This is a genomic window from Synechococcus sp. PROS-U-1, from assembly GCF_014279755.1.
Taxonomy (GTDB): Bacteria; Cyanobacteriota; Cyanobacteriia; order PCC-6307; family Cyanobiaceae; genus Parasynechococcus.
This window is the reverse complement of the sequence record NZ_CP047951.1, coordinates 2,375,903-2,400,911: the sequence shown is the minus strand read 5'-3', so window position 1 is coordinate 2,400,911 and position 25,009 is coordinate 2,375,903. Positions and strand designations below refer to the sequence as shown.

The 25,009-nt window shown below is 53.3% G+C and carries 18 protein-coding genes; 7 read left to right on the top strand and 11 right to left on the bottom strand.

Annotation, left to right across the window (positions count from 1 at the left end; genetic code table 11):
* The first annotated feature begins 912 nt into the window (after window positions 1-912).
* On the top strand, window positions 913-1,779 hold the full coding sequence (locus SynPROSU1_RS12990) for a phytanoyl-CoA dioxygenase family protein (RefSeq protein ID WP_186570860.1): 867 nt from the start codon (window positions 913-915) through the stop codon (window positions 1,777-1,779).
* Window positions 1,780-1,820: 41 nt separating this feature from the next.
* Here the strand turns inward: SynPROSU1_RS12990 and SynPROSU1_RS12985 are convergent, their stop codons facing one another.
* Window positions 1,821-2,735 carry an FkbM family methyltransferase gene (locus SynPROSU1_RS12985; protein WP_186570859.1) on the bottom strand — a complete coding sequence of 305 codons (915 nt, stop codon included), beginning with the start codon at window positions 2,733-2,735 and terminating at the stop codon, window positions 1,821-1,823.
* 234 nt (window positions 2,736-2,969) lie between these two features.
* Here SynPROSU1_RS12985 and SynPROSU1_RS12980 point away from each other — a divergent pair, with 234 nt between their 5' ends.
* Window positions 2,970-3,902: a phytanoyl-CoA dioxygenase family protein gene (locus SynPROSU1_RS12980; RefSeq protein ID WP_222929887.1), complete on the top strand. Its 933-nt coding sequence runs from the start codon at window positions 2,970-2,972 to the stop codon at window positions 3,900-3,902.
* A gap of 61 nt (window positions 3,903-3,963) precedes the next feature.
* Here SynPROSU1_RS12980 and SynPROSU1_RS12975 read toward each other — a convergent pair whose 3' ends face one another.
* Complete coding sequence (locus tag SynPROSU1_RS12975; protein ID WP_222929886.1) at window positions 3,964-5,151, bottom strand: hypothetical protein; 1,188 nt, start codon at window positions 5,149-5,151, stop codon at window positions 3,964-3,966.
* A 379-nt stretch (window positions 5,152-5,530) separates the two neighbouring features.
* Entirely contained in the window at window positions 5,531-7,279 is a 1,749-nt protein-coding gene (locus tag SynPROSU1_RS12970; RefSeq protein ID WP_186570856.1) for a diflavin flavoprotein, read from the bottom strand.
* An 82-nt stretch (window positions 7,280-7,361) separates the two neighbouring features.
* Here SynPROSU1_RS12970 and SynPROSU1_RS12965 point away from each other — a divergent pair, with 82 nt between their 5' ends.
* A complete protein-coding gene (locus SynPROSU1_RS12965; RefSeq protein ID WP_186572405.1) occupies window positions 7,362-8,657 on the top strand; it encodes an NRAMP family divalent metal transporter in 1,296 nt (431 codons plus the stop codon).
* 58 nt (window positions 8,658-8,715) lie between these two features.
* A complete protein-coding gene (locus SynPROSU1_RS12960) occupies window positions 8,716-9,234 on the top strand; it encodes a hypothetical protein (protein ID WP_186570855.1) in 519 nt (172 codons plus the stop codon).
* A 111-nt stretch (window positions 9,235-9,345) separates the two neighbouring features.
* Here the strand turns inward: SynPROSU1_RS12960 and SynPROSU1_RS12955 are convergent, their stop codons facing one another.
* From SynPROSU1_RS12955 to SynPROSU1_RS12930, 6 genes are all read right to left on the bottom strand, one after another.
* Entirely contained in the window at window positions 9,346-9,738 is a 393-nt protein-coding gene (locus tag SynPROSU1_RS12955; RefSeq protein ID WP_186570854.1) for an Hsp20/alpha crystallin family protein, read from the bottom strand.
* A 181-nt stretch (window positions 9,739-9,919) separates the two neighbouring features.
* Window positions 9,920-11,524: a hypothetical protein gene (locus SynPROSU1_RS12950; RefSeq protein ID WP_186570853.1), complete on the bottom strand. Its 1,605-nt coding sequence runs from the start codon at window positions 11,522-11,524 to the stop codon at window positions 9,920-9,922.
* A gap of 52 nt (window positions 11,525-11,576) precedes the next feature.
* Window positions 11,577-12,062 (bottom strand): MEKHLA domain-containing protein, encoded by a 486-nt coding sequence (locus SynPROSU1_RS12945; RefSeq protein ID WP_186570852.1) that lies wholly within the window; start codon window positions 12,060-12,062, stop codon window positions 11,577-11,579.
* Window positions 12,063-12,075: 13 nt separating this feature from the next.
* On the bottom strand, window positions 12,076-12,963 hold the full coding sequence (locus SynPROSU1_RS12940) for an SWIM zinc finger family protein (protein ID WP_186570851.1): 888 nt from the start codon (window positions 12,961-12,963) through the stop codon (window positions 12,076-12,078).
* 2 nt (window positions 12,964-12,965) lie between these two features.
* Window positions 12,966-16,163 (bottom strand): DEAD/DEAH box helicase, encoded by a 3,198-nt coding sequence (locus tag SynPROSU1_RS12935; RefSeq protein ID WP_186570850.1) that lies wholly within the window; start codon window positions 16,161-16,163, stop codon window positions 12,966-12,968.
* Entirely contained in the window at window positions 16,160-16,576 is a 417-nt protein-coding gene (locus SynPROSU1_RS12930) for a hypothetical protein (protein ID WP_186570849.1), read from the bottom strand. Before SynPROSU1_RS12930 ends, SynPROSU1_RS12935 begins: the two co-directional genes overlap by 4 nt.
* A gap of 25 nt (window positions 16,577-16,601) precedes the next feature.
* Here SynPROSU1_RS12930 and alaS point away from each other — a divergent pair, with 25 nt between their 5' ends.
* The gene (alaS, locus tag SynPROSU1_RS12925; RefSeq protein ID WP_186572404.1) at window positions 16,602-19,271 is read left to right on the top strand and encodes an alanine--tRNA ligase; all 2,670 of its coding nucleotides are present in this window, start codon (window positions 16,602-16,604) and stop codon (window positions 19,269-19,271) included.
* Between the two features lie 31 nt (window positions 19,272-19,302).
* Here alaS and SynPROSU1_RS12920 read toward each other — a convergent pair whose 3' ends face one another.
* Together SynPROSU1_RS12920 and SynPROSU1_RS12915 are read right to left on the bottom strand one after the other, a co-directional pair.
* Window positions 19,303-20,781 (bottom strand): mechanosensitive ion channel family protein, encoded by a 1,479-nt coding sequence (locus tag SynPROSU1_RS12920; protein WP_186570848.1) that lies wholly within the window; start codon window positions 20,779-20,781, stop codon window positions 19,303-19,305.
* Between the two features lie 152 nt (window positions 20,782-20,933).
* A complete protein-coding gene (locus SynPROSU1_RS12915) occupies window positions 20,934-22,277 on the bottom strand; it encodes an ATP-dependent 6-phosphofructokinase (protein ID WP_186570847.1) in 1,344 nt (447 codons plus the stop codon).
* Between the two features lie 140 nt (window positions 22,278-22,417).
* Between SynPROSU1_RS12915 and SynPROSU1_RS12910 the strand changes: the two genes are divergently transcribed.
* Together SynPROSU1_RS12910 and SynPROSU1_RS12905 are read left to right on the top strand one after the other, a co-directional pair.
* Window positions 22,418-23,227, top strand: coding sequence for a FecR family protein (locus tag SynPROSU1_RS12910; protein WP_186570846.1), 810 nt, complete (start codon window positions 22,418-22,420; stop codon window positions 23,225-23,227).
* Window positions 23,228-23,280: 53 nt separating this feature from the next.
* Window positions 23,281-24,987 carry an adenylate/guanylate cyclase domain-containing protein gene (locus SynPROSU1_RS12905; RefSeq protein WP_255444689.1) on the top strand — a complete coding sequence of 569 codons (1,707 nt, stop codon included), beginning with the start codon at window positions 23,281-23,283 and terminating at the stop codon, window positions 24,985-24,987.
* Window positions 24,988-25,009: the final 22 nt, after the last annotated feature.

Here is a 25,009-nt window from a genome sequence, read left to right as displayed (position 1 = left end):
ATCTACTCTTGTTGATGAAGCGTCAAATTGTGGTTGTTGTCGCGATTCTTGGCCATTAAGCGGCTGCAAGCTCCCATGAAGTGGCAAAAATTAAACTTCTAATATTTCTTCTCTGAAGTGGACATCTTTAAATTTATTGAAAATTAAAATTTTCAATAAAAGAAAATTATTTTTAAGTTCATCATGCCTGATTTGAGACTTTGCTTCGCATCTTTATTTCTCTTGATTTTTAATTTATACGAAGCTGCCCTTCGCAGTTGTTTTGCTCTGTTCCTAGCGACTACATAATAGCTAGTCTATTGAAATAAACACATATTTAGCAGCTATTGCAATAAAAAGATTGCCTAGAATCTGCCTTCGTCAGGACCACGTTTTCCTGCTTTTGGGCAACATATTGATGACATATTCATTATTATCAATATATTATGTAGAGATTGTTGCATGTCGTTGCTTTTGGGAGGCTAGTTCCATCTATTAATTGTTGTCACTACTCAAGTCCGATTGATAACATAACTATTTCAATTGAAAGTCATTTGCTGTTGACCTTCCTGTCAAGGAGATGAGTGCATTGCTTTATTGCTATACGGTTAAATAATAGCTGTTTATTTAGAGAAGTCGTTTTCCCCACTGGCAAAAGTTAAGAATAATACTCCTTATGTCGAGATTAGATTCTCGTATTTATTCGAATCGACTGGTTCTTTATCGCATTCACGTAGTGATTAATTCTTAGAATTGGCTTATGCTACTTGACATGGAAAAATAGTTGCTTTTGGTTGTAATATTTACTTCAGGATATCCTTCGCTTGAAATATTGTGAAATTTTTGCTTTCCACTATCCTTCTCCAAGGATGCTCAGTTGGGGCGTGATGCTCCTCTTCAATTTGATATAATTATTTTTTGCTCTTTAGAAGGATGACAATTCAACCAAAGTTGGCGTCATCTTTATCAATTCCTAAATATACTGTCAATGAGATTCAGCAATCATTATGCTTTTTCGCTGAAAATGGATTCGTAATTTATAAAGACGTCTATAGCAATGAAGTGATTGGTCAATGTTCTGAATTTATCGATAATGCTTGTCAAATTCATTCTTCAGCGCATATAGACAATAGTAATATTAATTTTCTGATTATGAAGTCTCTGGCTCGAACAGATTTATTTAATTCTATCGAGCATTCTGAAATGCAAATTAATATTTTGAAGGAATATTTGGGCCCCGATATTGCAAAGCTTGGTGGCGATCATCTTTCCTTAATACGACCAACAGAGTCCAGTAATCTTGTCGTCAAAAATCTCCACTCTGATGCATGGACGGGAACATCTGTAAATACTATTTTTTGGAATTTGTTCTTTACAGATGCAAATAAAGAAAACACTCTAGGTGTTTGTCCAGGGAGCCATGCTTTAGGTAATTTACCGGTCAAGAATCGCAACTTAGATGCAGATGTTAGTAGTTTGAACCTTGATTGTATAGCTTTGGATACAATTAAGCAGGGAAATGTTGTTTTATGGCATCCTTTCCTTCTGCATTTTACAACTGGTACTTCTGCAGTAAGACGGTCATCAGTTGTAATGAGATTTACTTCTACGCAAACTCCTTTTAGTAGCCAGGAGAAATCTCTTGGATATAAGTCCATATCAAATGGACCTCTTAGTTATGTAATGAGATTGGTAGGGTCCGACTATGCGTCGCCGTATAGAGTCTTGGGTGGAGTACCTGCAATTGACAAACGTTTAGAATATCTCTACCCTTGCTCTAAAAAATTACACATCAAATGATGTGAATTTTTAACACAATCATCTATATTGCATAAACAAATTTATGAAAAATTTTTGCCGATTGTTTTCAATCGTTCGTCATTTGAGATCAAAATCAATCCATCTTTGTAGCTTCTAGGCATATCTTTGGACGATTTAATTTTTCTCCATTTATTTTTTTGTGAATAACATGAGATATTTGACTTTTTAAAATAGTCAAATAGTAATAAACTGTTATGACTCGAGGAGACCTCAACAAAAAAGCACGAATTGTCAAACAAATTAGCACTTAGTGAAGTCAAAATTTTCACTTCTTCGCCTTCTGCATCTATTTTTACGACAGAATTTTCTATATGGTCCTTCTTTAAAGTTTCGATGGCGACTTCAAATGTATTTAACACACCATAAGCATTGATCTTTGCTCCCTCCAGATGGCTGCCCGTTGTGTTTCCACAGACTCTAGTAAAATTGGACGTACCAGAGCGGTTTGAAATTGCATTTGGGTGAATCTTTATATCGTGCATTAAATTGTTGAGTCTTAGGTTTTCTTTGAACCAATTTATATGTATTGGATCTGGTTCAAAAGCATTTACTTCGTAGCCCAGTTGGGATACATAGATTGAGTGCAACCCTACATTGGCACCCACATCTGTAAATTTTTTATATGTAGAAGAGAGCAATGAGTAAAGTGCAAATAATCTTATCTCGTCGAAATGAAATAAATTTACAGTATCTATATTTCCGAATGATCTGTATGGAAAAACTATTCGAACATTGTCACGAAAATTAGACTGGCAAGGTGTGCCAAGACCAAATGTCTTCATAGATAATGTCCTGCATTTTTTTACCGCTAGTTCATATTCAATAGCAGAGCCATCAATATGGTCCCAGTTCAATTCACATTCTCTTACAACACTCAACCAGTTATTTTTTATTTTAGATAAACTTGAATCGTACATTTTCTGAAAATTGCTCATGTCATTATACATGCATTGAGTTAAGCTCTTACTTCTATATATTATTGAGATTGACTTTGGCTTGAAACGCTTCATTGATTCACTTTTTCTCTGGTCATTAAACTATAAAATTTTGTCTTTTCTCAATTGCTGTCCGCTGCTCTCTATGGAAGAGCGGGAGAGCGGAGTGGATACAAATGAATCATTGACAACTATTCAGCTCTGTGTGCTAATGTAAAAAATCGTTAGGTTGCCATGAATTGGGGCAAAACAATAGAGTGCTTCGTGCACAAAGGGTATATGATTTTGCCAGGCGCAATAAGCGAAATTCTTCTAGATGAGGCTCGTAAAGTTACTGTATGTTGTTTATATGACTTGTTGAAGGAATATAATCTCGTTGGCAAGCTTTACACTTTGCTTTTTTCTAATAAGATAAGAAGTGTAGGTGATAATTCCTTGGAGATGTTTATTAAATGCGAAGCGCCTCTTTTTTTTGAGCATGCTCTGAGTCTTTTGCTTGACGAGACAGAGATGTCAACCTTTGATATTCAGAGCAAGATTTGGAAAAATTTTTTATTTAATGATATTCAAAAGAAATTTTTATTAACCAATTCAGTAGTTAATAAAATTATGCCCATCATTGGCACTGATCTTCAATTTCAATCAAGTGGATCTTTGACCATTTCTTTGTCTAAGGCTCAATCTGTAAAGCATAATAATTATCTTTTCAAGAAATATCATCAAGAGCTTTGGAGCGGCAACTCAATTTCTTCATTGCAATTTTGGACTCCTTTGATTGAGTCAAATCATGATGGTCAACTTGTTGTAATTGATTGTTCTCATACATGGGGCTTAGTTCCTAATGAGAATAGAAAGCCAGTTGCCTTACCTCATAAGTATGAAGAAACGAAATTAAAGCTATCTTTTGGGGATGTACTGATTTTTCACCCCTTACTTCTTCATAAATCAGCGCCTATGCCTGAAAGAAACTATTCTCGATTAAGTATGCCACTTACAATAAGAAATTGGAGAATCAAGTCTCAGGTTAATTTTGAAGAAAGACATTCTTGGGACACATATAGCTATTCGCCTTTGACATCAGTTGAAATGAAGCTAGGGAATTCTTATCTTTCGCCCTTTAGGCTCGTTGATGTTGAAATGATGCAGCCTGATGGAAGAGTTGTTTAGAAGGTCTTATCTATGCACTCTGATCTTTTGTTTCTTGATGCTTGTTTGATTTTGTATTGGCTCAGTGTGTAGTACTAAGGCTATATGGGTTGAGCATTGCCGCATCTGTTTGGATGCCAGCGTCGCTGATATATTGCCTACAGTCAATATGTTTTTCGATGATTTGTGGATGTGTCTTTGAAATGGCTGTATTGTAAAAATATTCAACTGCATTTTTGACGACTAATGCATTATTTGATCTTGTCATATGAGCAGGAAATAATTTCAAGATATTCGATTTGGTCTCAATATTTGTGCATTTATGCCACCACAAAAGTCCTGTTTCCTGAAGATCGGAAATGTTAAGCATCATTGAGGCCAATGGAACATCGCTTGTTGGAAACTTCTTGGGTAAAATATATGTATTGGAGCTTACATGCATATTTAATAGGGAAAGTGGTACTGGTATATCGATCAAAAGTGATGGTTTTTTTAAGTATTCGACCCAACTTGAAGGTCCAGACGCAGATCCAATAAAAGCTATGCAGTTTTTAAGGATAGCTACATCATGCTCGCTGGAAAATTTATTAATTGCAATTAAGTTCTTCCCCCGAAGCTGGTTGCGTGATTTTCCAATTTGAATCACATTTATACCTTTATGGCCAAGGAAATCAAGAGCCTCTTGAAATGTATGTTCTTCTTCAAAGTTTCTGTTGACTATATCTTGCTCGGCATTACGAAGGTGGAGCACTATGTATGGTCTTTTTGCCCAGCTTGGCAACTCTCTGCAACTTGGAAAAGGATTGCTGCTTGTCACTTGTTTGAATAAATTATTTATGTGGTTGTGGCAAAATGCAATTGGTGGCATCATTATTTTGCTCTTTCTACTTGTATGTAGATCAAGTACATCTTTGTCGACGTGATTAAGGACATCTGGGCACATGGGAAGCTTGACATAATCACTTATTTCACCTTTTACTAATTCAATGTTTTCCGGGAGAATTTGATTTATGTAATTTTTTGATTGCTCATATTCTGCTTTGCTGAGAAATAGGCGGTGATTGTAGTCAGACTTCCATCGAGCATAATTCAGCATGCATCCGATATGGCCAAAATGTATATATCTTCCGTCGAAGTCAAATGTATTGGTAGTTAAATAAGGCTTTTTGGGAAATCCACCCTGGCTTATGAGCATTTGCATTTTGTAGCAATATGCAGTATCTTTCGAAGAATAACCATTCATAGCATGAATTTCGTTGTATCTTTGCAAATACCTTCTAAGCATTAAAATACTTCATTTTTATAATTTTAGCATGATTGGGTCAGGTGGCTGGCTTGAGAGAAGGTCGGGACAAGTCTTTTGATTTTGTCGTAGTTCTTCGATGCAGGCTTAGGCGCTATCGATTTCGCGTTTCTTTTTTGGCTTGACTGAAATTTATTCAATGTTGACACGTGTGATGATCTTTAGCTTTGTCAATGATTTTGCGGTCTGGTGCCTCGTAAATTGATTGCTGTTTGCTATTCAATAGATTCGGTGATTCTATGTAATATTGGCATGCATTTTGATAATTAATTTGTTCGTGTAATTGTCCTCTTCTTTTATTTTTTGCTGTGAACTTTGTATGATGTCAGGAGATTTTGGTGCCATTTCAGTAATGGTTGCCCACCTTGCGGTGGTGCACCGCAGTGCTGGCTTCGGCATCGGCCACATTGCCTTGCTCCACGACGGCATAGATGATCCAGTGATCGGGCCCTTCCATCCGCTGCTCCACCCGGCAGCCGAGAAACGCCAGGGCATCGGCAAGCACCGGGCCTCCATCGGCTGTTCCTTCCAGCACATTCACCCCGGCGAAACGATCAGCACCGGGGGGGAAGCGTTTGAGGAAATGGCGCATCAGCTCCTGGTGGTTGTCCTGCCGTAGAACATTCAGCACGAACCGGTCGCCGACCTGCATCAGGGCCTCGATGGCACGATCTTTGGCCACAGCAATGGTGAGGCCCGGTGGTGTGAAGCTGGCTTGGCTCACCCAGCTGGCCACCATGGCGCTGCGGCGCTGCGACTCGCCGTCTCCCTGGCTTGCCGTCACCACATAAAGGCCACCACTGATGCGACCGAGGGCTTTGTCGAGTTCGCCATCGAGGCTTTTCATCGCTGCGATTGTCTTCTCTTTGGTGAGCAGCTGACCCAGGTCCGTGCCCGACTCTTCACAGCGTTGGTAGTCGCTGCCCTGGGGGAGTTGTTTGATCCGCAATGGACTGAAGGCTGGTTTCTGCCCCTGACTGCGGAGTTGATCGGCGACGGCATCGATCGGTTCATCGTTTCCGCCGAAGGCGTCGTAGACCCCCACCAATTGCTTGGGATGGAGGGCTGCAAGCAAGGTGCCGATGGAGGCTTGGAGGTCAGCTTCCGGTTCCGATGGCCAGGTGGGCACCACCACTGCCTTGGCATCGCCGATCAATGCGGTGAGTTCCTGGGGGTCGGTGGCCCGCAGGTCCACCAGTTGCACCTGGGCATCTGCCTTGCCGATGCCATGGGCAATCGCCTGGCTGATCCGATCAGAGAAGCCGTACTGGCTGAGATAACAGACGGCGGCATAACTTTCCCCTTTGCTGCGCTGGCCACTCCACTCGCGGTAATCGCTGATCCAGTGGCTGAGGTGATGTCGCAACAGCGGCCCATGCCCCACGGCGATCGTGTTGATCTCCGGCAGGCCATCCATGCGCTTCAGGGCCTGGAGCACGCTGCGGGCATTGGGGCCCATCAAGCAGTCGTAGTAGAAGCGGAAATCGGGAGCGATGGCGCCGGGGTCGGCGTCGAAGACGTCGTCCGAGCAGTAGTGCAGGCCGAAGGCGTCGCAGGTGTAGAGGATTCCCGTGCCGTGATCGAAGGAGAAGATCGTGTCCGGCCAGTGCAGGTTGGGGGCGCTGAGGAATTTGAAGCGGTGCTGGATGCCGCTGTTGGGGTTGGTGCCCAGGTCCAGTTCTTCGCCTGATTTCACCGCACGGGACTTGAAGGGTCGGTGCACCTGGTCTTGCAGGAACTGAAGTGCCACCTTCGAGCCCACAATTTCGATGTCGGGATTGAGGTCGATCAGATCTCCGATCAGGCCGGAATGGTCGGGTTCCGTGTGGCTCACGATCAATACATCGATCGCGCTCGGATCGATCTGTTCCTTGAGCAGTGGGATCCAGGTGTCGCGGAACTTGGCGTGGCTGGTGTCGATCAGAGCCGTGCGTTCGCCACGCACCAGGAAGGCGTTGTAGGTGGTGCCGTTGCGCAGGCCGAATTCGATGTCGAAACGGCTTCGGTCCCAATCGAGGGAGCGAAGCGTGATGGTGTCGGCTGCAATGGCCTCGCACTGCAGCGACAGCTTCGGAGCAGCGGGAGCAACGACCATGAAACCGACCGTGACGGAAGTCGACTCTACGGAGATTCAGCGGGGGAAGGCGGCGGAGACTGGTGACAACCGCAACCTTGTGATGGCGTCATCGACGCTGCAACGCAGCATTGGGCCTGGGATCCTTTTGGCCGGTGCCTGCATCGGTGGATCGCATCTGATGTCGTCCACCACGGCGGGAGCCCGTTTCGGCTTTGCGCTGGTGGGGCTGATCCTGCTCACCAATCTGATCAAGTACCCGTTCCTTCGGGTGGGCACCCGCTTCACGGCAGCCACTGGGCTCTCGTTGTTGGAGGGTTTTCAGCAACGCAATCCCCTGTACCTCCCGCTGTATTTGGTGGTGAGTCTGGTGACGGGGACCTTCACCATCGCTGCGGTGAGTTTTGTGGCGGGGCTGCTGCTCACCAACATTCCGCTGCTGGCCGGGTTGGATCCCTACGGACTGTCCATCGCCGTGCTGGTGGTGAGTGGCCTGGTGCTGCTGTTGGGGCATTACCGCGCTTTGGATCGTCTCTCCAAGCTGTTGGTGGTGTTGCTCACGTTGCTGACCGGGATCGGGGCGGCATCGTTGTTGATCCGTGGTCCCGTCGGCGATGTGGCCGCCAGCTGGGTGGGCGCCGATCCCAGCCCCTGGACCCTGGCCAACCTGGCCTTCTTGATTCCACTGATGGGCTGGATGCCCGGACCGGTGGAAATGTGCGTGTGGCCGTCGCTGTGGATGTTCTCCCGTGCCCGGGACACCGACCACACCGCAACGCCGAAGGAAGCGGAATTCGATTTCAACCTTGGTTATGGCGTCACCGTGGTGACGGCCATGTTCTTCGTGATCCTGGGCGCCTACACGATGTACGGCACGGGTGACGGAATGCTCGCCGGCAGTGGTCTGTCTTTTGCTCAGAAGCTGATCAAGCTCTACACCGCTGCCATGGGCGGCTGGGCGGCTTGGGTGATCATTCCGGCGGCGTTTTTCGCCATGTTCAGCACCACACTCACCTGCCTTGATGCCTATCCCCGCAGCATTGCTGCGATCCAAGGGCTCTTGCGGGGGCAGGACCGTGGTGATGCATCCCCTGGCCCTCAGCGGCGCCGTTTCCAGTTTTGGGTTGTCTTGCACCTGTTGGTGGCCGTGTTGGCCCTGTTGGTGGCCAAAGGTGGCGGCATCGGAGTGAAGGATTTTGTCTTCGCTGCGATGACCGGCAGCTTCCTAACTGCACCGTTGTTTGCCTGGATGGCGATGGACACGATCAACAGTTCCTTGGTTCCGCTTGAGCACCGTTACGGGCGCCTCACCCAGGCGTTCTGCTGGTTTGGTCTGGTGTTTTTCAGCGGCTTCAGCCTGCTGTTCATTGGTCGCTTTTTCTTCGGCTTGGGGGCATGAGCAGGAGTGTGTAGATCATGTTTGTGTGTTATGAAGAGCCTGTAAACAGCACTAAAAAATGAAGTCGTCCGGATCATCAGGGTCTTTCAAAGGTTTTGCATTTGGTGAGCAACAGTCCCTCTGGATTGAGACATTCAGCAAAAGAAAAAATCAAAAGAATTATTATTGGAATGTAGATCCAAATGTGAATAATCGTGATCGTGACGAGGTGATCTCTGGCTATTTCACGATTGATTCCAAAAAACGCAGAATTACTGTTCGGGAAGATTCCGATGACAATGCCCAACTCTCTCGCAAGGATCGTGTGATTGGCCGTGGTCGTGTACCCAAAGGTTATGAACTGAATAATGCCTTTGGTGACATCTCCTTCAAAGCTGATGCGAAGACGCGTTCCAAGAATGGGAAGTCTTCGGCAACCTTCAAGTACTACGTCACCATTGACCCCTCGGAAGCTGATCTGGAACGTGGCCTTGGTTCGGTGTCTGCCCGGATCAAACCGAGCTGGATGCTTCAGAGCGATTTGATGGGGCCCCGTGATCTCTCGGTTGCTGCTTTTGAAGAGATGATGGGTGGCTGAAGCGTTTGCCAGCAAAAAACCCCTGCCATGGGCAGGGGTTGGGCTTCCGTTCTTCTCGTCTTGGTGTGTTGAGCTTGTCCAGCCCAAGGCTGTTCAGTGCCCGGGTCCTGATCAGCTGTCGATTTTCACTGAAACGCTGGTGTGCTCCACAGCTTTGCCGGCGTTGATTTCAAGAATGCCGTCGCGGTAGCTGGCCTTGAGCTGATCACGATCGAGGCTGTGGGGGAAGCGGAAGCTGCGGCTCCAGGTGCCGCTGCGGAATTCGTTCAGCAGAGGTGCGTTGTTGTCGTCGCTGCTTGCTGCTGGGCGCTCGGCAGTGATCACCAGATTGCGATCGGTGGCCTTGATGTCGATGGAGTCGCGGTCCACGCCAGGCAGTTCCAGCCGCACGCTGTAGCTGGATTCGGCCTCATGGATTTCAGCGTTGGGGACGCGCTCTGCGGTGGCCAGTTGCTGCTCGAGACGCTCGAACAGATCAAAGGGAGATTGGCGGAGGGTCAGCATGATGGTTGCTCTGAAGAATGAACATCTGCGGACTTGCTTGCTTGCCCGCCATCACAATCTGCGCCGCTTGGATGAGAACCAGAAGCGGGGGAACCGTCCGTTTTGATTCGGTCTCTACCCCAGGGTTCGGTTGGCACCACAGGGATGGTGGGAGAACCGTCCGAGCTTGAGAACGTCTGGCTCAGATGGATTGAATGTGTTCAGTACTGATGTCTGGTGCACCTTTGAGAATTGCAATCAGGCCGCCATTGCCAAAGCCTCGATCGGCTCCATTTTCGTTGTAATAAAGACCTCCTTTCTTTTGGTCATAGATGAAGTCGAGCTCTTGGTTGCTCAGTGCTCTTGCTGCTCGCTTGTTTTTGCCGGTAGCAAATTTGATTCGCTTTCCGACGTCGAAATCAGACCGCAAAACGGAGAGTGTGTCCTCGTTTGGTTTGAAGTTTGTGATTTTGTCGACGAATTGTCTTCTGAATCGCTTGGGTTTAGTTAGTTGGTGGATGAGGCTCTTTCTGTTGGAATCTTCGTCTGCTTGAATTGTGGGGAATTCGAAAGGATGAATTGGTTTCGCATCAACGCTTACTTCATAGGCTCTGATTGAGGTCCGGAAGATGATTTGGCCCTCATTGATAAAGAATTCGTGATCTGTATAGGTGGGGTCGTTATCTACTTCAAGAAGCGCTTGAAGGCTTCCGTCTTTAAGGGAGACTTTCGCGATGTGGCTCGCTGATTGACGCTCGGAGAGGTCCAAATAGCCGCTGGCTGCGGTAAGAAATGATCCGTCGTCTAGGGGTTGGATGGATCGAGAACTTTTATTAAAGCTCCCGCAGGTGTATGTAAATCCACAAAAAAATGGCTCGCTTGACCATATCTGGTTTCCAGTTCTACTGTTTCGTCGCTCAATTGAAATTCTGTCATTATTGTAATTGGTGGAGCTGATTAACAGTCCGCCTTTGTTGTCTGCTGCGATGGTTGCGGGGTTATATGAGGAAAGCTCGGTTTGAAAAACTTCCTTCCCTTTTTGATTGTGCTTGAGGAGAAGCCTTTTTCTCTCTTCGGTGCTGTTGTTTGGATAGTAGTTGTGAATGCTATAAAGATTTCCTTTGGAATCAAAGGCTGCGTTGATGGTTTGTGAGTATCGGTGGGTTGAGAATTTGGGTAATTCTTGGTAGGAAATGCTTGCTTGGAGATTTTTTTGTTTGTTCTTTGTCGCGAGCACCAGGCGATTGCTTTCTGATGTTCCGTATCCTTCGTTGTATTGGAGGATGAAGGATGATGGCGATAGGCTAATAATATTTTTAATGGGATTGGTTGTAAATGTGTCTCCGTCAGAAGTTTGTTGTTCTTGGATGGCGAATTGGAAGTCATCACTTATAAGGCTTTTCGTTTTTCCGGGGGGTGCCGCCAGATCGAGGCCTCGGCTTATTCCCTTGTGGAGGGAAGTTGAGGTAACCGATAGTAACGGTTGCTCTGTATCTTTAATTGAGAAGTCGGCTATGATCGTCTTATTTTCTATTCTCTCATTTGAATTTCCTCTGGTGCTGAAGATTCTAAACTGCTCCAGGCCTTCAATTAGTTTGTCATTTTTAGTCTTTAATTGAAACGTTTTGCTTTCTCCTGGGAGAAGGTCGTATGACAATGATAGATAAGTGAAATTGCTGTTCGGGGGATTCTCAAAATCACTATCTGTTATGAATCCTTTGGTTGCTTCTATCCCCCAATAAAAGCTCCCCCATTGTTGCGTTTGATTGATAAGTGTGAATTCTATTGTGTCGCCTTCGAATACCATCGATCTGTCTGTGCCGTTCGGAATGTAGAGAGTATGCCTGTTGCGGCTACAGCTATCTATTCACCCACCACCAATCGCTGAAGCAAGCCGCCTGCCCGCAGACCCGCTCTTCTGCATCCCAGAGGGTCCAGATCTTGGCGTTGTTTATCATGAATTGCCGCCCTTGGCGGCTGATGCGAATGCCGCGATAGTTCTGCACCGCATCCAGGCGTTGGGCCTGGCCCAGGGCACTGCTGCGCTCCGCACGTTCGCTGTCGGGTGCTGTGAGCCGTGAGGGAAGGCCGATCAGTTCATCCCAGTTGGTCTCCCACAGCTGCAGCGCTGCGGCATTGGCATAGCTGAGCCTGGGATCCTTCTCCGTGCCATGGGCCAGCACCGGAAAGCCGCAGGCGAACAGCTCCTGGCAGAGCAGACGCCTGGAGCGACCCGGTTGGGCAGCCGCGATCAGCGGCCGGTTGAAGGCCCGTTGGTGGGATTGCAGCAGCACTCCGGCGAGCCCTTGTTTTTCGGTGGTGAGCCAGGTGGCTTCGCTGGCCATGGCTCCCCTCGCTTCAGCTGCCGGCCGCCATGGCCTGCAGCATCGCTCGTTGGGCACTGGCTTGGCCATGGGCCTTGAGGTTGCTGAGGAAGGTGCTGCGGGCCTCGGCGAAGCGCGGGTCTTCCGCCAGCGGCAGGTCTCCGGCGGCATCAAGCCCTGTATCGCCATCCATGGCAGGAGTGATCACCACCAGGTCTCCATCCAGGCTGCGGTTGTAGCGCCACCACAGGGCGGGATCCTCCACGGCTGCATGGGGTGGCAGGGGTGCAGCTTCTTCAGGGGTGCTGGTAATGCCTGCTTCCTTGGCCTCCGCAGCCCGTTCTGCCAGGGCCTTGCGCCGGTGTTCCGCCAGGTCTTCCAGCAGCCGAGCCCGGTTGCGGCCCCGCAACTGGAACAGCACAAAGGGATCTTCACTGAAGCGATCCCCCATCAGGAAATACACCGCGCTGATGTGTTTGCAGGGGTTGGCTTTGTCCGGGCAGCTGCACTCGCTGCGCACCTCCTGCAGCTTGAACGGGAACAACCGCTTGCCGCTGGCAGCAAAGGCCCGTTCGATGTCTGAGGGCATGATTCCTGCCAGCAGCTGGGCCGACCAGCGGGCTTTCTGGGTCAGGGCTTCCAGCACGTAGCCCCAGTCCTCATCGTTCAGCACGTCGAGCCAGAGCTTCACCTTGTAAGGCGCTTCATCTGTGCCCTGCACGCGGGCATGCACCCGGCGGCCTTCAAAGCGGATCGAGGTCACATGGCCTTCTCGGGCATAGCCCCAGGCCCGCTCCAACCGTTTCTTGAAGCGGTAGCCGTTGATCAGCTCCATCCATTGCTCAACCCACCAGGGCTGTTGGCCCAGGCCGTCGTCGCCGATGGCGGTGCTGCCGTTGGTGCTGCCGTTGCTGATGCTCATGGTCAGGTGTCCTCTAAGGAAACGAGATCGCGCAATTGATCGCCACCGAGGCTGCCCAGCCAATCCTCCCCGGAGCCGATCACATCTTCGGCCAGGCGTGATTTCTCTCGGATCATCCGATCGATCTTTTCTTCCACTGAGCCGCTGGTGATGAATTTGTGCACCATCACCCGGTTGGTCTGGCCAATCCGATAGGCCCGGTCGGTGGCCTGGTTCTCCACGGCCGGGTTCCACCAGCGATCGATGTGGAACACGTGGCTGGCCCGGGTGAGGTTGAGGCCCACACCACCGGCCTTAAGCGACAGAAGGAACAGCTGCGGACCGCGGGGATCCTCCTGGAAGCGGTCCACCATCGCCTGGCGTTCGCTCTTGCGGGTGCCGCCATACAGGAAGGGCACCTCCGCCTTCCAGCGCTGTTGCATCCAGGCCTGCAGCAGATGCCCCCATTCGGCGAACTGGGTAAACAGCAGGGCCCGATCGCCCGCTTCGATCACCTCGTCGAGGATTTCCTCCAGTCGCTGCAGCTTGGCGGAACGGCCCAGGAAGTCATCGTCCACCGCCCCTTCGCTGAGGGCCAGGGCCGGGTGGTTGCAGATCTGTTTCAGTCGGGTCAGCAGGGCCAGCACCTGGCCGTGACGTTGGCCGCGCGGTGCTCGCGCGATGGCATCCAGCGTGTCTTCCACGGTTTTGCTGTACAGGGATTTCTGCTCTTTGCTCAGCCCCACCCATTCGCTCAGTTCCACCTTTTCGGGCAGGTCGGAAATGATCGTCTTGTCGGTTTTCAGCCGGCGCAGGATGAACGGGCCTACACGGCCTTTGAGGTCCCGGAGTGACGACATGTCGCCGTAGCGCTCGATCGGCATGCGGTAGCGCTGGCGGAAGAAGTCTTCTTCCCCCAGCACCTTGGGGTTGAGGAAGTCCATCAACGCCCACAGTTCGCTGACACGGTTTTCCACCGGCGTGCCGGTGAGGGCGATGCGGAAGCGGTTGCTCTTGCTGCGGCCGGAGCGGGCCAGATCCCTGGCTGCCTGGCTTTGCTTGGCGCCGGGGTTCTTGATCGCCTGGGCTTCATCAATCACCACCCCTTGCCAGTCCTGGGTCTCCAGCAATTCGCTGTCCCGTTGCAGCAGGCCGTAGCTGGTGAGCACCAGATCCACGTCCTTCAACGCCTTCTTGAGTTCGACGGGGGTGGAGGGTCGGCGCGGACCGTAGTGCTCGATTACGGCTAATTCCGGCGTGAACGATTCCGCCTCTCGTCGCCAGTTGGTGAGCACCGATGTGGGGGCCACCAGCAGCACCGGGCGTTTCAGTTCCTGCTCCGCTTTGAGGTGTTGCAGGAAGGCCAGCAGCTGGATCGTTTTGCCCAGTCCCATGTCGTCGGCCAGGCAGGCCCCCTGGTCAAAGCGGTGCAGGAAGGCCAGCCAGCCCAGGCCCCGCTCCTGATAAGGCCGCAACTGGCCGCTGAACCCCTCCGGGGCCGGTAACGGATCAGGGGCCTTCTGCTGGTGGTACTGCTCCAGCACCGACTGAAGCCGTGGGCCTGCATCAAAACGATGCACCGGCATCCGCATCATCAGCTCCCCTTCCGTTCCCGTGAGCCGCAGCGCATCGTCGAGGCTCAGTTCCGGTTTTGCGGCACAGAACCGTTCGGCATTTTTGAGGTCATTGGGCCGAAGTTCGATCCAGGCCCCCTTGTGCCGAACCAGGGGGCTGCGCTTGCCGCTCAGTCGCTCCAGTTCGCGCAGGGTGAGCGTCACCCCGCCGATCATCAGATCCCACTCCCAATCCAGACACTCACCGAGGGTGAAGCCCCGGGATCGTTCCGGCAGTTCCGCCTTGATCGCCAGACCCAGCCGGCTGGCCAGACCCCCGGAGAGGCTGGGGGGCAGTTCCACACCCACACCGGCATCCCGCAGCTGTCGGGCGGCCGTGCGCACCAGCACGAAAGCCTCCGCCGGGGTCAGCTGCATCGTGTCCGGTGTGGCGCTCTCCAGGCCCCGCTCGATGGGCGGGAACACCGTGAGTGCCCGTCCCAGACCCTCCAGCAACACTTCGCCGGGTTGATCCACCTGGATCTCACCCAGTTGCAGCATCTCGGCACCCGAGGCCCAGGCCGCGGCGGCAGGAAGCTTCAGGCTTGGGTCGGCCTCCGCCTGCAGCCCGAAGCGCAGTTCCCAGAGATCCTCCCCATCCGGAGGGGTGTGCAGCTCAAGGCAGGTGCGAGCGGCGGCGAATCCGCCAGCGATGCCTTCCCGCCAGTGATTGCTGGCGGTGGCCAGTCGTTCGGCCTCTTCATCACCGATCTCGATCACTCCGGTCTCCGACCCCAGGGCCTCTTGCCAGAGCGTCAGCAGTGGATCAAGGCCATCAGTGGAGGGCTCAAAGTCCTTGCGCAGCTGCGCGTCCACCAGATCTTCCAGCAGGGTCGCCACCCGCAGGCGTCCGCTGCGGGGCCGGCAGCTGGCCACGGGGTTGGCGGCCCGCATCGCCTCCGGCCGTAGCCGGGTGGTGCGGTTGCTCCGGCGCCCCAGTGGTTCGCGCCAGGGCAAGGCACAGGTGGCCACCAGCGGCAGGCTTGCCGCAAGATCCTCCAGCCGGCGCCTGTCCTCTTCTCGGTTCAGCAACGGCACCCAACGGGCCCGGTGGGGATACCCCTCGCCTTTGCTTAGTTCCATCTGAGGGATCCAGCGCCCGCGAGCCACCAGGCTCAGGGCCCAGCGCTGCAGATGGCTCCACCAGCGCAGTTCATCGGCCAGGTCAGGGTTGGTCCCGGACAGCGGCAACCGGGACAGCCACTCCGTGGCCGCGGATGGTTCCACCGCAAGACCCTGCACCTGCCAGGGCCACCATTCGACCTGCTTCGGGATGGGCTCGCCGGCCTGCATCGGCAGCCCGGTCCAGCCCGGTTGTTCCGGTGCTGGCTCAGCGGTTTTGCTTCGGCTTTTGCGCGGCTTCACCGTGCGGCTCGGCAGGGTGAGACAAGCCGTGGCATCGATGCTGCCTCCCGGCAGCAGGTCGCGTTCGCTGAGCCAGGCCTTGAGATCGTCGTGGCTGAGGGTGAAGGGATGCAGCGCCGGGGTGAGGCCTGGGCCTTCCGGGGTGGCCACCCGCCAGGTGTCAGCCCAAACGAGCAGTGCCGGTTGACCGGAACTGCTGGAGGTACGGATGGCGGGAAGCCAGGTGGCGTGCAGCAGGCTCATGGCCGCGACGCGGGCAGGAAGCGGAGGGTGCCGTGGAGCAGGAGAGCACTGCCGATCAACGGCAGCCAGGCCTGAAAAAGCTCCAGTAGTAATAATGCCAGGTCATCGACCTGCCAGTTGTCAAGGGGTAGCGGCATCCCGAGGCTGCGCAGCCCGCAGACCGCCCCCACCAGACCCGCTTGCAGATGCCCGTCATCGGGGTCCACCCGTTGCAGGTGGAAGGCCAGCAGTCCGTAAAACAGACCGCATCCGCCGGAGCGCACGGCGGCTTCCAAACCCCAGGGCAAGCTCAGCAGGCCAGCGCTGATGCCGGCAGCGAGAGCCCAGCCGATCGACTGCAGTCTCAGTCGCTGGCGAATCTCAGGATCATTGGGTGGAACGGCCACGGGCGCCGGCGGTTCAAAGGCGATCATGACGGCAGGATCCCCCTTTCCTGTCATGGTCGCCGCCGCATCGTCGTCTTCTGCAGCGTCTGCACCGCGCAGCGGTGAGGAGATCCGTGAGGCTTTCCTGAACTTTTATGCCGAGCGCGGCCACAAGCGGATGGCCAGCGCCTCGTTGATTCCGGATGACCCAACGGTGTTGCTCACCATTGCGGGGATGCTGCCCTTTAAGCCTGTCTTCCTCGGCCAGCAGGAGAGACCGGCGCCCCGGGCCACCAGTTCACAGAAGTGCATCCGCACCAACGACATCGAGAACGTGGGGCGCACGGCCCGGCATCACACCTTTTTCGAGATGCTCGGCAACTTCTCCTTTGGGGATTACTTCAAGCAGCAGGCGATTGAGTGGGCCTGGGAGCTCAGCACCGGTGTTTACGGCATCGACCCCAAGAACTTGGTGGTGAGTGTCTTCCGTGAGGACGACGAAGCCGAGCAGATCTGGCGCGATGTGGTGGGGGTGAACCCCAAGCGGATCATCCGTATGGACGAGGCCGACAACTTCTGGGCGTCCGGTCCCACCGGGCCCTGTGGTCCCTGCTCGGAGATCTACTACGACTTCAAGCCGGAGCTGGGCGATGAGGGGATCGATCTCGAGGACGACGACCGCTTCATCGAGTTCTACAACTTGGTGTTCATGCAGTACAACCGCGACGCTGAGGGCACCCTCACGCCGTTGGCCAACCGCAACATCGACACCGGCATGGGGCTGGAGCGGATGGCCCAGATCTTGCAGAAGGTTCCCAACAACTACGAAACCGACCTGATCTTTCCGCTGATCAAAGCAGCCGCGGACCTGGCGGAGGTCGACTACCACCAGCTCGACGACAAGGGCAAGACGTCGTTGAAGGTGATCGGTGATCACAGCCGGGCTGTGACGCAGCTGATCTGTGATGGCGTCACCGCCAGCAACCTCGGCCGCGGCTACATCCTTCGACGCCTACTGCGCCGGGTGGTGCGCCATGGTCGCCTCCTGGGCATCGACAAACCCTTCCTGGTCACCATGGGGGAAGCGGCGATTGCCCTGCTCAAGGGGGCCCACCCCAGCGTGATTGAGAGGCAAGAGGTGATTCTGGCCGAACTCCAGCGAGAGGAAGCTCGCTTCCTTGAGACCCTCGAGCGTGGCGAGAAGCTGCTGGCGGAGGTGCTGGCCTCCAAGCCGAAGCAGATCAGCGGCGCCCAGGCTTTTGAGCTCTACGACACCTATGGCTTCCCCCTGGAGCTCACCCAGGAAATTGCTGAGGAGCAGGGCTTGGTCGTTGACCTCGATGGCTTCGAGGCGGCGATGGAAGAACAGCGTCAGCGGGCCAAGGCGGCGGCGGTGAGCATTGATCTCACGCTTCAGGATGCGATCGATCAGGTGGTGAAGGATCAGGCGTCTACTTGTTTCCGGGGGTATGAGGCCCTCGACCACTCCTCCTGCGTGCAGGCGTTGGTGGTGAATGGCGAACCCGCCACCACCGCAAAGGCGGGTGATGCTGTTCAGGTGGTGCTCGACACCACACCGTTCTATGGAGAAGGCGGTGGCCAGGTGGGCGATTGCGGGGTGCTGGCCGGTACAGACCTGATCGTGCGGGTTGAGTCGGTGAGCCGCAGCCGTGATGTGTTCGTGCATGCCGGGCGGGTGGAACGCGGTGAGCTCTCCTTGGGTGAGACCGTGACAGCTCAGGTGGATCGCGCCTGCCGGCGCCGGGCCCAGGCGAATCACACGGCCACCCATCTTCTGCAGGCTGCGCTCAAGCAGGTGGTGGATCCGGGAATCGGTCAGGCCGGCTCGCTGGTGGATTTCGATCGACTGCGCTTTGACTTTCACTGCCCCAAGGCGGTGACGGCGGAGCAGTTGCTGCAGATCGAAGCACTGATCAACGCTTGGATCGCCGAAGCCCATGGGCTTGATGTGCAGGAGATGGCGATTGATCAGGCCAAGGCGGCCGGTGCCGTGGCGATGTTTGGGGAGAAGTACGCCGATGTGGTTCGCGTCGTTGACGTTCCCGGTGTGTCCATGGAGCTCTGTGGTGGCACCCACGTCGCCAACACCGCAGAGATCGGTCTGTTCAAGATCGTGGCGGAAAGTGGCGTCGCTGCTGGTATTCGCCGGATCGAAGCCGTTGCGGGCCCAGCCGTGCTCGCTTATTTGAACGAGCGCGATGCGGTGGTGAAGCAGCTGGGGGATCGCTTCAAGGCCCAGCCCGCTGAGATCGTTGATCGTGTTGCCGCTTTGCAAGAAGAGCTCAAGGCCACTGGCAAGGCCCTGGCGGCGGCTCAGGCGGAACTGGCGGTGGCCAAGGCAGGAGCTTTGGCCGCCAAGGCCGAGGCGGTGGGTGACTTCCAGCTGCTGGTGGAACGCCTCGACGGGGTCGATGGCGCAGGTTTGCAGGGAGCCGCCCAGAGCCTGGCGGATCAGCTGGGGGATGGCGCTGCTGTAGTGATCGGCGGTTTGCCTGATCCCGGCGACCTGGGCAAAGTGATTCTGGTGGCGGCCTTCGGCAAGCAGGTGATCGCCGCCAAGCTTCAGGCCGGCAAGTTCATTGGCGGAATCGCCAAGCGCTGTGGCGGCGGTGGTGGTGGCCGCCCGAACCTGGCTCAGGCCGGTGGTCGGGATGGCGCGGCTCTAGCTGATGCTCTGCAGGCCGCTCAAGCCGAATTGGAGCAAACGCTTCGGGCCATTTGAACAACGACCGCTCCTGCGTTGAGGTGCTGCATTAAGAGATCAGATTTTGAAAGAGGGCTTTCATTCGTCTCACCACATCACGACTCGCTGAAGGTTGTGGTGTGATACTCAATTGGTCCAGCTGGGCTTGTCGAGTACTGATCATCTGACCAAAGGTTTCAATCAAGCCAGGTTTTTCTTCAATTAATTCGGCGATGGCTTGTCGGTCTATTTCAAGCAGATCGACTTTGCAAATACTTTGAATAGTTGCGCTGCGTGGAGTGCCTGCGAAAACAGTCATTTCTCCGAAAATATCGCCGCTTTTAAGCCGAGCTATTTCTGAGTTGTTTTGTGCGATTGCTGGCTTCCTGATGGATACATGTCCATCGATCAGCATGAAAAGCGAGTTGCCGCTTTCATTTTCAGTGACGATAATTTCTCCAGGTCCATATGAGCATAGTGAGCTCATCTCCATCATCTTTTGGATTTGTTGATCAGAAAGAATGGAAAACAGTGGATTTTTCTGGAGAAGTTTGCCTGCTGCTTTAAGTAATTTTGCTTTATTGGTATGCATGGATTTGGGTGGTTGGCTGTTTTTGCTCAGCCGCACATCCCGAACGCTGAAGGGGAAGCTAAAGCCTTCGCGTTGAAGTGCATACCAAAGCTGTTCTTGCAGGTCGCCTCGAAGCGCACGACTCTGGCCATAGTCTTCTTGCCAATTAATCCATTCGTAGTTGATGCAGCTCTCTTCGAATGATCTGATTCTGATGATGCAGGCTGGTTTGCGAAGAACCAGGGGGTGATTGTCGGATATTTTTTGCATTAATTTCTTGGCAATGTCTGGCGGCATGTTGTAGTCAAGGCCGACAATTAAACGGTTGCCGTGGGCTCCATTGCTCGTGAAATTTTTGATCGTGCTGGAGTTGGAACTGGTATGAGGGAACGTCAGTTTTGAGCCGTGGAGGCTGTTGATTTCTGTGTCTCTCCAGCTGATCGATGCAACGCGTCCAATCTGTCCATCGATTTCGACCCAGTCTCCTTCCCGGATCACCTGCTCCAGTTGAAGGCTTAATCCTCCGATGAGGTCTTTGAGCGGATCCTGTGCTGCTAATCCAAGAACAGCCGTGAGGACTGCCGACGTTGTGACCAGGCCCACCAGGTCGATACGGGCCTGTTCCTTCAGGTTGAGTGCGATCAGGAGCATGCTCCCGATGATGAAAATCACATCTCGCAGAATCTTTGGGCTGGATGGCAAGATTCGAAGTGTGGGCAGCAGTTCGAGGATCAGCCAAACCAGGCAACGGCTGATGGCAATCGAAGAGAGAATGCCGCTGATGATGCTGGCATCAATGCCTGCTGAGATTGGAATCTGGAGGGCTTGGATGGACTGTTCCGTCGTGGATGCCAGCAGTGCGATCCAGGGTATGCGCCACGGAAAAAGCGGTACGCCAAATCGTTGGCAGATTCGCTTGATCAACAGTCCTGCCAAGGGCGCAGCGATCGTGCACAGCCATTGAAGTGCCAGGTTCATGGTCCACTGACCCGTTTCATCTCATTTTGAGCGAATCTCATGGTCATGGCAGAACGTTTTTCGATCTTGCGGGCTTTGGGTGAGAACTAATCTCAGCTTGTTTTGGGTATATATTTTTTCCTGGAGTTACCTTCTAATAATCAATGATTTCCCTATGGCAAGAAATCTACTTGCTGGAGAGATGCTTTGTCCTGCTGAGTTGAGCTGATGACGCCGCGCCATAAGGCGCTATCAAGGTCAACCATTCGCCGCTCTTTTGTTGCCAAGTGAATAGGAACATGGGTAAAGAAATTGTTCCAGTAGCCAATCACAAGATTGGTTTTTCCGCTCATGCCAGCATGAACAGCGTATTCGGCAAGTAGGTGGCAATACACCGCATCAGCTGCATTTGCTGAAACACTCCGGATGTGATAGCTCGGATCAAAGTACTTGATGCTGATAGGAATATTCTTTTGTTTGAAGTGGGCCGTGATTTCCTGCTTAAGCAATTCTCCAATGTCCTCCTTGAGGACGTTGCCGGATGCATCGATCATTTTTTTGCTATTTTTAAAAAGCTCTTGACCTGCGCCCTCTGCGACAACAATTACCACGTGGTTGTTTTGTTTGAGTCTGCAATGAATGGCTGTGCAAATGCCGTCGGGTCCATCGAACTGAAAAGGAGTCTCCGGAATGAGGCAGAAATCTACAACCGAATTTGCTAGCGATGCTGTGGCGCTTATGAAGCCAGAGTCACGCCCCATCAGCTTCACGATGCCTATACCATTTTCAGCGCCTTCCGCTTCGTGGTGGGCCGACGTGATGATTTCAGAGGCCACCTGTACAGAGGTTTCGAAGCCGAAGGTTTTTTCGACAAAGCCAAGATCATTGTCGATAGTTTTTGGTACGCCGATAATGCTGATGTTGGCTTGGCGTTTGTTGGCAGCTTCTGCGATTGCTTGAGCTCCCTTGAGCGTCCCATCTCCGCCAATGCAGAACAGGAGATTGATGTTTCTCCTCTGAAGCTCGTCCACCATGGCCTCTGGATCCTGATTGCCCCGTGATGACCCCAGAATGGTTCCTCCCTGTTTATGAATTTGATCAACCACTGAGGAGTTTAATTGCATCGGTTCATGTTTCGATGCCTTGGTTAGCCCCTTGTATCCATAACGTATGCCGAGAATGTTTTCAACTCCGTAGTCCTTTTCGAGTTCATTTACCAGCCCCTTGATCACATTGTTTAACCCAGGACAGAGGCCTCCGCAGGTGATGATTGCAGCGCGAGTTGATTTCGGATCGTGGAAGATTTTTTGTCGTGCACCTCCTTTTTCGAAGGCAGGTAGTTTTTCGCATGTTTTGAGTTGATGATTCAGGTTCTCGATTTGGCTGGAAAAAATAATTCTCTCTGCGTCGTTGATAAAAACTTCGTGGCTGCTTGGATTGATGTGCGTCGGATCCCCGAGTTGTTGAACGTCAAAGTCGAATGCATTTGGATTCGCCAGAACGTTCTCGTAGGCCATGCGTGTGACGACACTGAATGCTTGTAATCTGACTCCAGCTTTTTCACTCGGCAACCAACGGCGGCGTGTCGTTCTTTTCCCTCTCGTCTGGTGGCGCGATTAGTGACACGCTGCCAACCTTGAACAAATGTTGGCTGCAGGTGTCAAAACAAGCAGTTTTTGTTCAAGCCAGTGCCTTACTGCTCCTAAGTAGCGCCCTTTGGTTGCAGCCGTCCCGTGCTGCGCAGCCGCGCATTGTTGAGGTTCCGTCTGGTCCTGCCTTCGTCAAGCTGCCAGGCGCTTTAGAGATCAAGGCCCGCTCCGGTCAGTCGCTGAAGACGAACACCTTGTTGCGCACCACCAAGCCTGGTCGTATGCAGGTGATGTTGGGCAACGGTCGTCAGTTCCGGATGGGGGGCGATGCCCAGTTGCGCCTGGGTTCGTCTAACGTCGAACTGTTGAAGGGGTCCATCATTGGCTGGATCAAGCCAGGGACGCCCCGTCTCAATCCCTTCACGATCAAAACTCGTTTGGCCACCGCCTCGATTCAGGGGACCACTGTTTTCCTGGAGTTTACGGATCAGCAGTTCAAAGTGTTCAGCTGGGAAGGCACGGTGCAGGTGAAGACCAGCAATGGACGACGTTTCACGTTGAAGAGCGGTCAGCAGCTTCTGTTGGATCTGAAGCGCCAACTGGTCGAAGTCAGTGGGCGCTTGGATGGTCTTGAAGCCGCTTTGGGGCAGCGCAGTGGTGTCGTGACGCCGTCGACGCCAGGTCGAGACGGATCCCGCAGTCCCCGGTCGCGTGCACAGGATGCGCAGGCGTTCGATTGGGAGCCCCCTCAGCCGATTTCCAGGCAGGACGCGGAGCGACGCCTCCAGAAGAGCCTTCTGATCAACGGTTTCTCGACCCCCTTGGAGACGTTGCCTGATATTGAGCGGGAACTGGGGGTTACGGCTCCAGCCCGTTGAGACGTTTGATCCGACGGCATCTTGTTGCGTCTCTTTGGCGGGCTTCACTGCTGTTGCCCCTGGCCTTGCTGCCGTTGCTGACGCGGTTGGACGCCACAGGCCGGCAGCTCCTCTTTCAGTGGCGTGGCCCGATTCAGCCTCCTGATGACGTGGTGCTGCTGGGCATTGACGAGGCGTCTCTGGATCCGCAGTTGTCCGATTTCGGCCCGTGGCCTTGGCCGCGTGCCCTGCAGGCAGAGCTGGCCCGTGCGGTCCTCCGTAAGGGTGCCCGCCGTGTTGTCTTCAACATCGTCCATGTCGGGCCAAGCAGTTTTGGACTAAGCGACGACCGCGCGTTTCAAGACGCACTGCAACCGTGGCAAGACCGGATTGTGTTGAGTGCCTCGCTGGTGCGTCAGCAGTTGGATGGTTTCGAGCAGGTTCAACTGCGACGTCCCTGGGATGCGAGCTATCCCGTCGGCCTGTCGGCGTTTTCGATGAATGCCTTCGGGGTTGTGCAGGCTGTTCCAGGGCTGGCTCGCCTCAAAGGGATGCTCAGTGCATTCCCCGAGCCTCATCCGCGACCTCTGGCGCACTTGGCGGCGGGGGTGGCGTCCTCGCCAGGAGACGATGGCATTGATTTTCTGGGTCCCAGTGGCCACGTTCCCGTGATCCCCGCCTGGGCGGTGGGGACGCTTTCGGACGACAGCTGGCGTGACAAGACCGTGATTTTCGGCTCTACGGCGCCATCCCTGGGCGATCAGCTGGAGACGCCTTTTGGACAGCAAAGTGGCTCCGAGGTTTTGTTGTCCGCCATTGCCGGTTTGCAGAGCGGCCGCGGCTTTCGATCACCTGATGTCTCTCATCTGGTGGCGTTGATGGTGATCTGGTTGCTGTTGTGTCAGTGGCGCATCGCTTCTCCATCGACTGCCCTCGGGACAGCGATCACGACCGCTGCTCTGGAGGCTCTCGCCACGGGGTTCGTTGTTGTGGCGTGGTTCAACGGCCTCTGGCTGCCTGGGGCAGCCTTGATGCTGATGCCGTTGGTCGCGGGAAGTCTCAGAGCGGGGGATCAGTTTCAGAGGGAAAGCGCGCAACGCAGATTTCTGCATTCGGTGCTGTCCCGTCGGGTGTCACCGAATCTCATGCGCGACATGCTGCGCTCGGGGCAGGACAGTTGGACACGTCTTGGAGGTCGTCGCGAGCGCTGTGTGGTGTTGTTCACCGATTTGGTGGGATTCACGGCCCGCAGCAATGTGATGGATGCGGAGGCCCTGTTTGGTTTGTTGAATCGCTACTTCGAGGCGATTGCGGCTCCGGTTTTGCAGGAGCAGGGGTTGTTGGACAAATTCATCGGAGATGCCCTGATGGCGGAATTTGGGGTCCCCGTGCATCGGGGCGATCGAGCTGAGGCTCTCGCGGCAGTACGGGCCGCTCTGGCCATGCAGGCCAATCTTGAGACTCTCAATCGAGAACTGGAACAGGAGGGGGTGGAGCCGCTTCGTCAGGGAATTGGCATCCACTGTGGTGAAGTGATTGCTGGCAATCTCGGATCAAGCCATCGACTGGAGTACACCGTGATTGGTGCAGCAGTGAATCTGGCCAGCCGGCTGGAATCTCTCACAAGGCAATTCCCGAACTATCCGGTTCTGATGAGTGGAGATGTCAGAGATCTGATCGCCGAGGATGTTGTGGTGCATGACTTGGGCTCCCATGTAGTGAAAGGCTGGCCGGATCCCATCGCCGTTTTTGGCTTGATCTCACTGCGCTCCGATTTTTGATCGGGTTGAACAGTGGAATTGG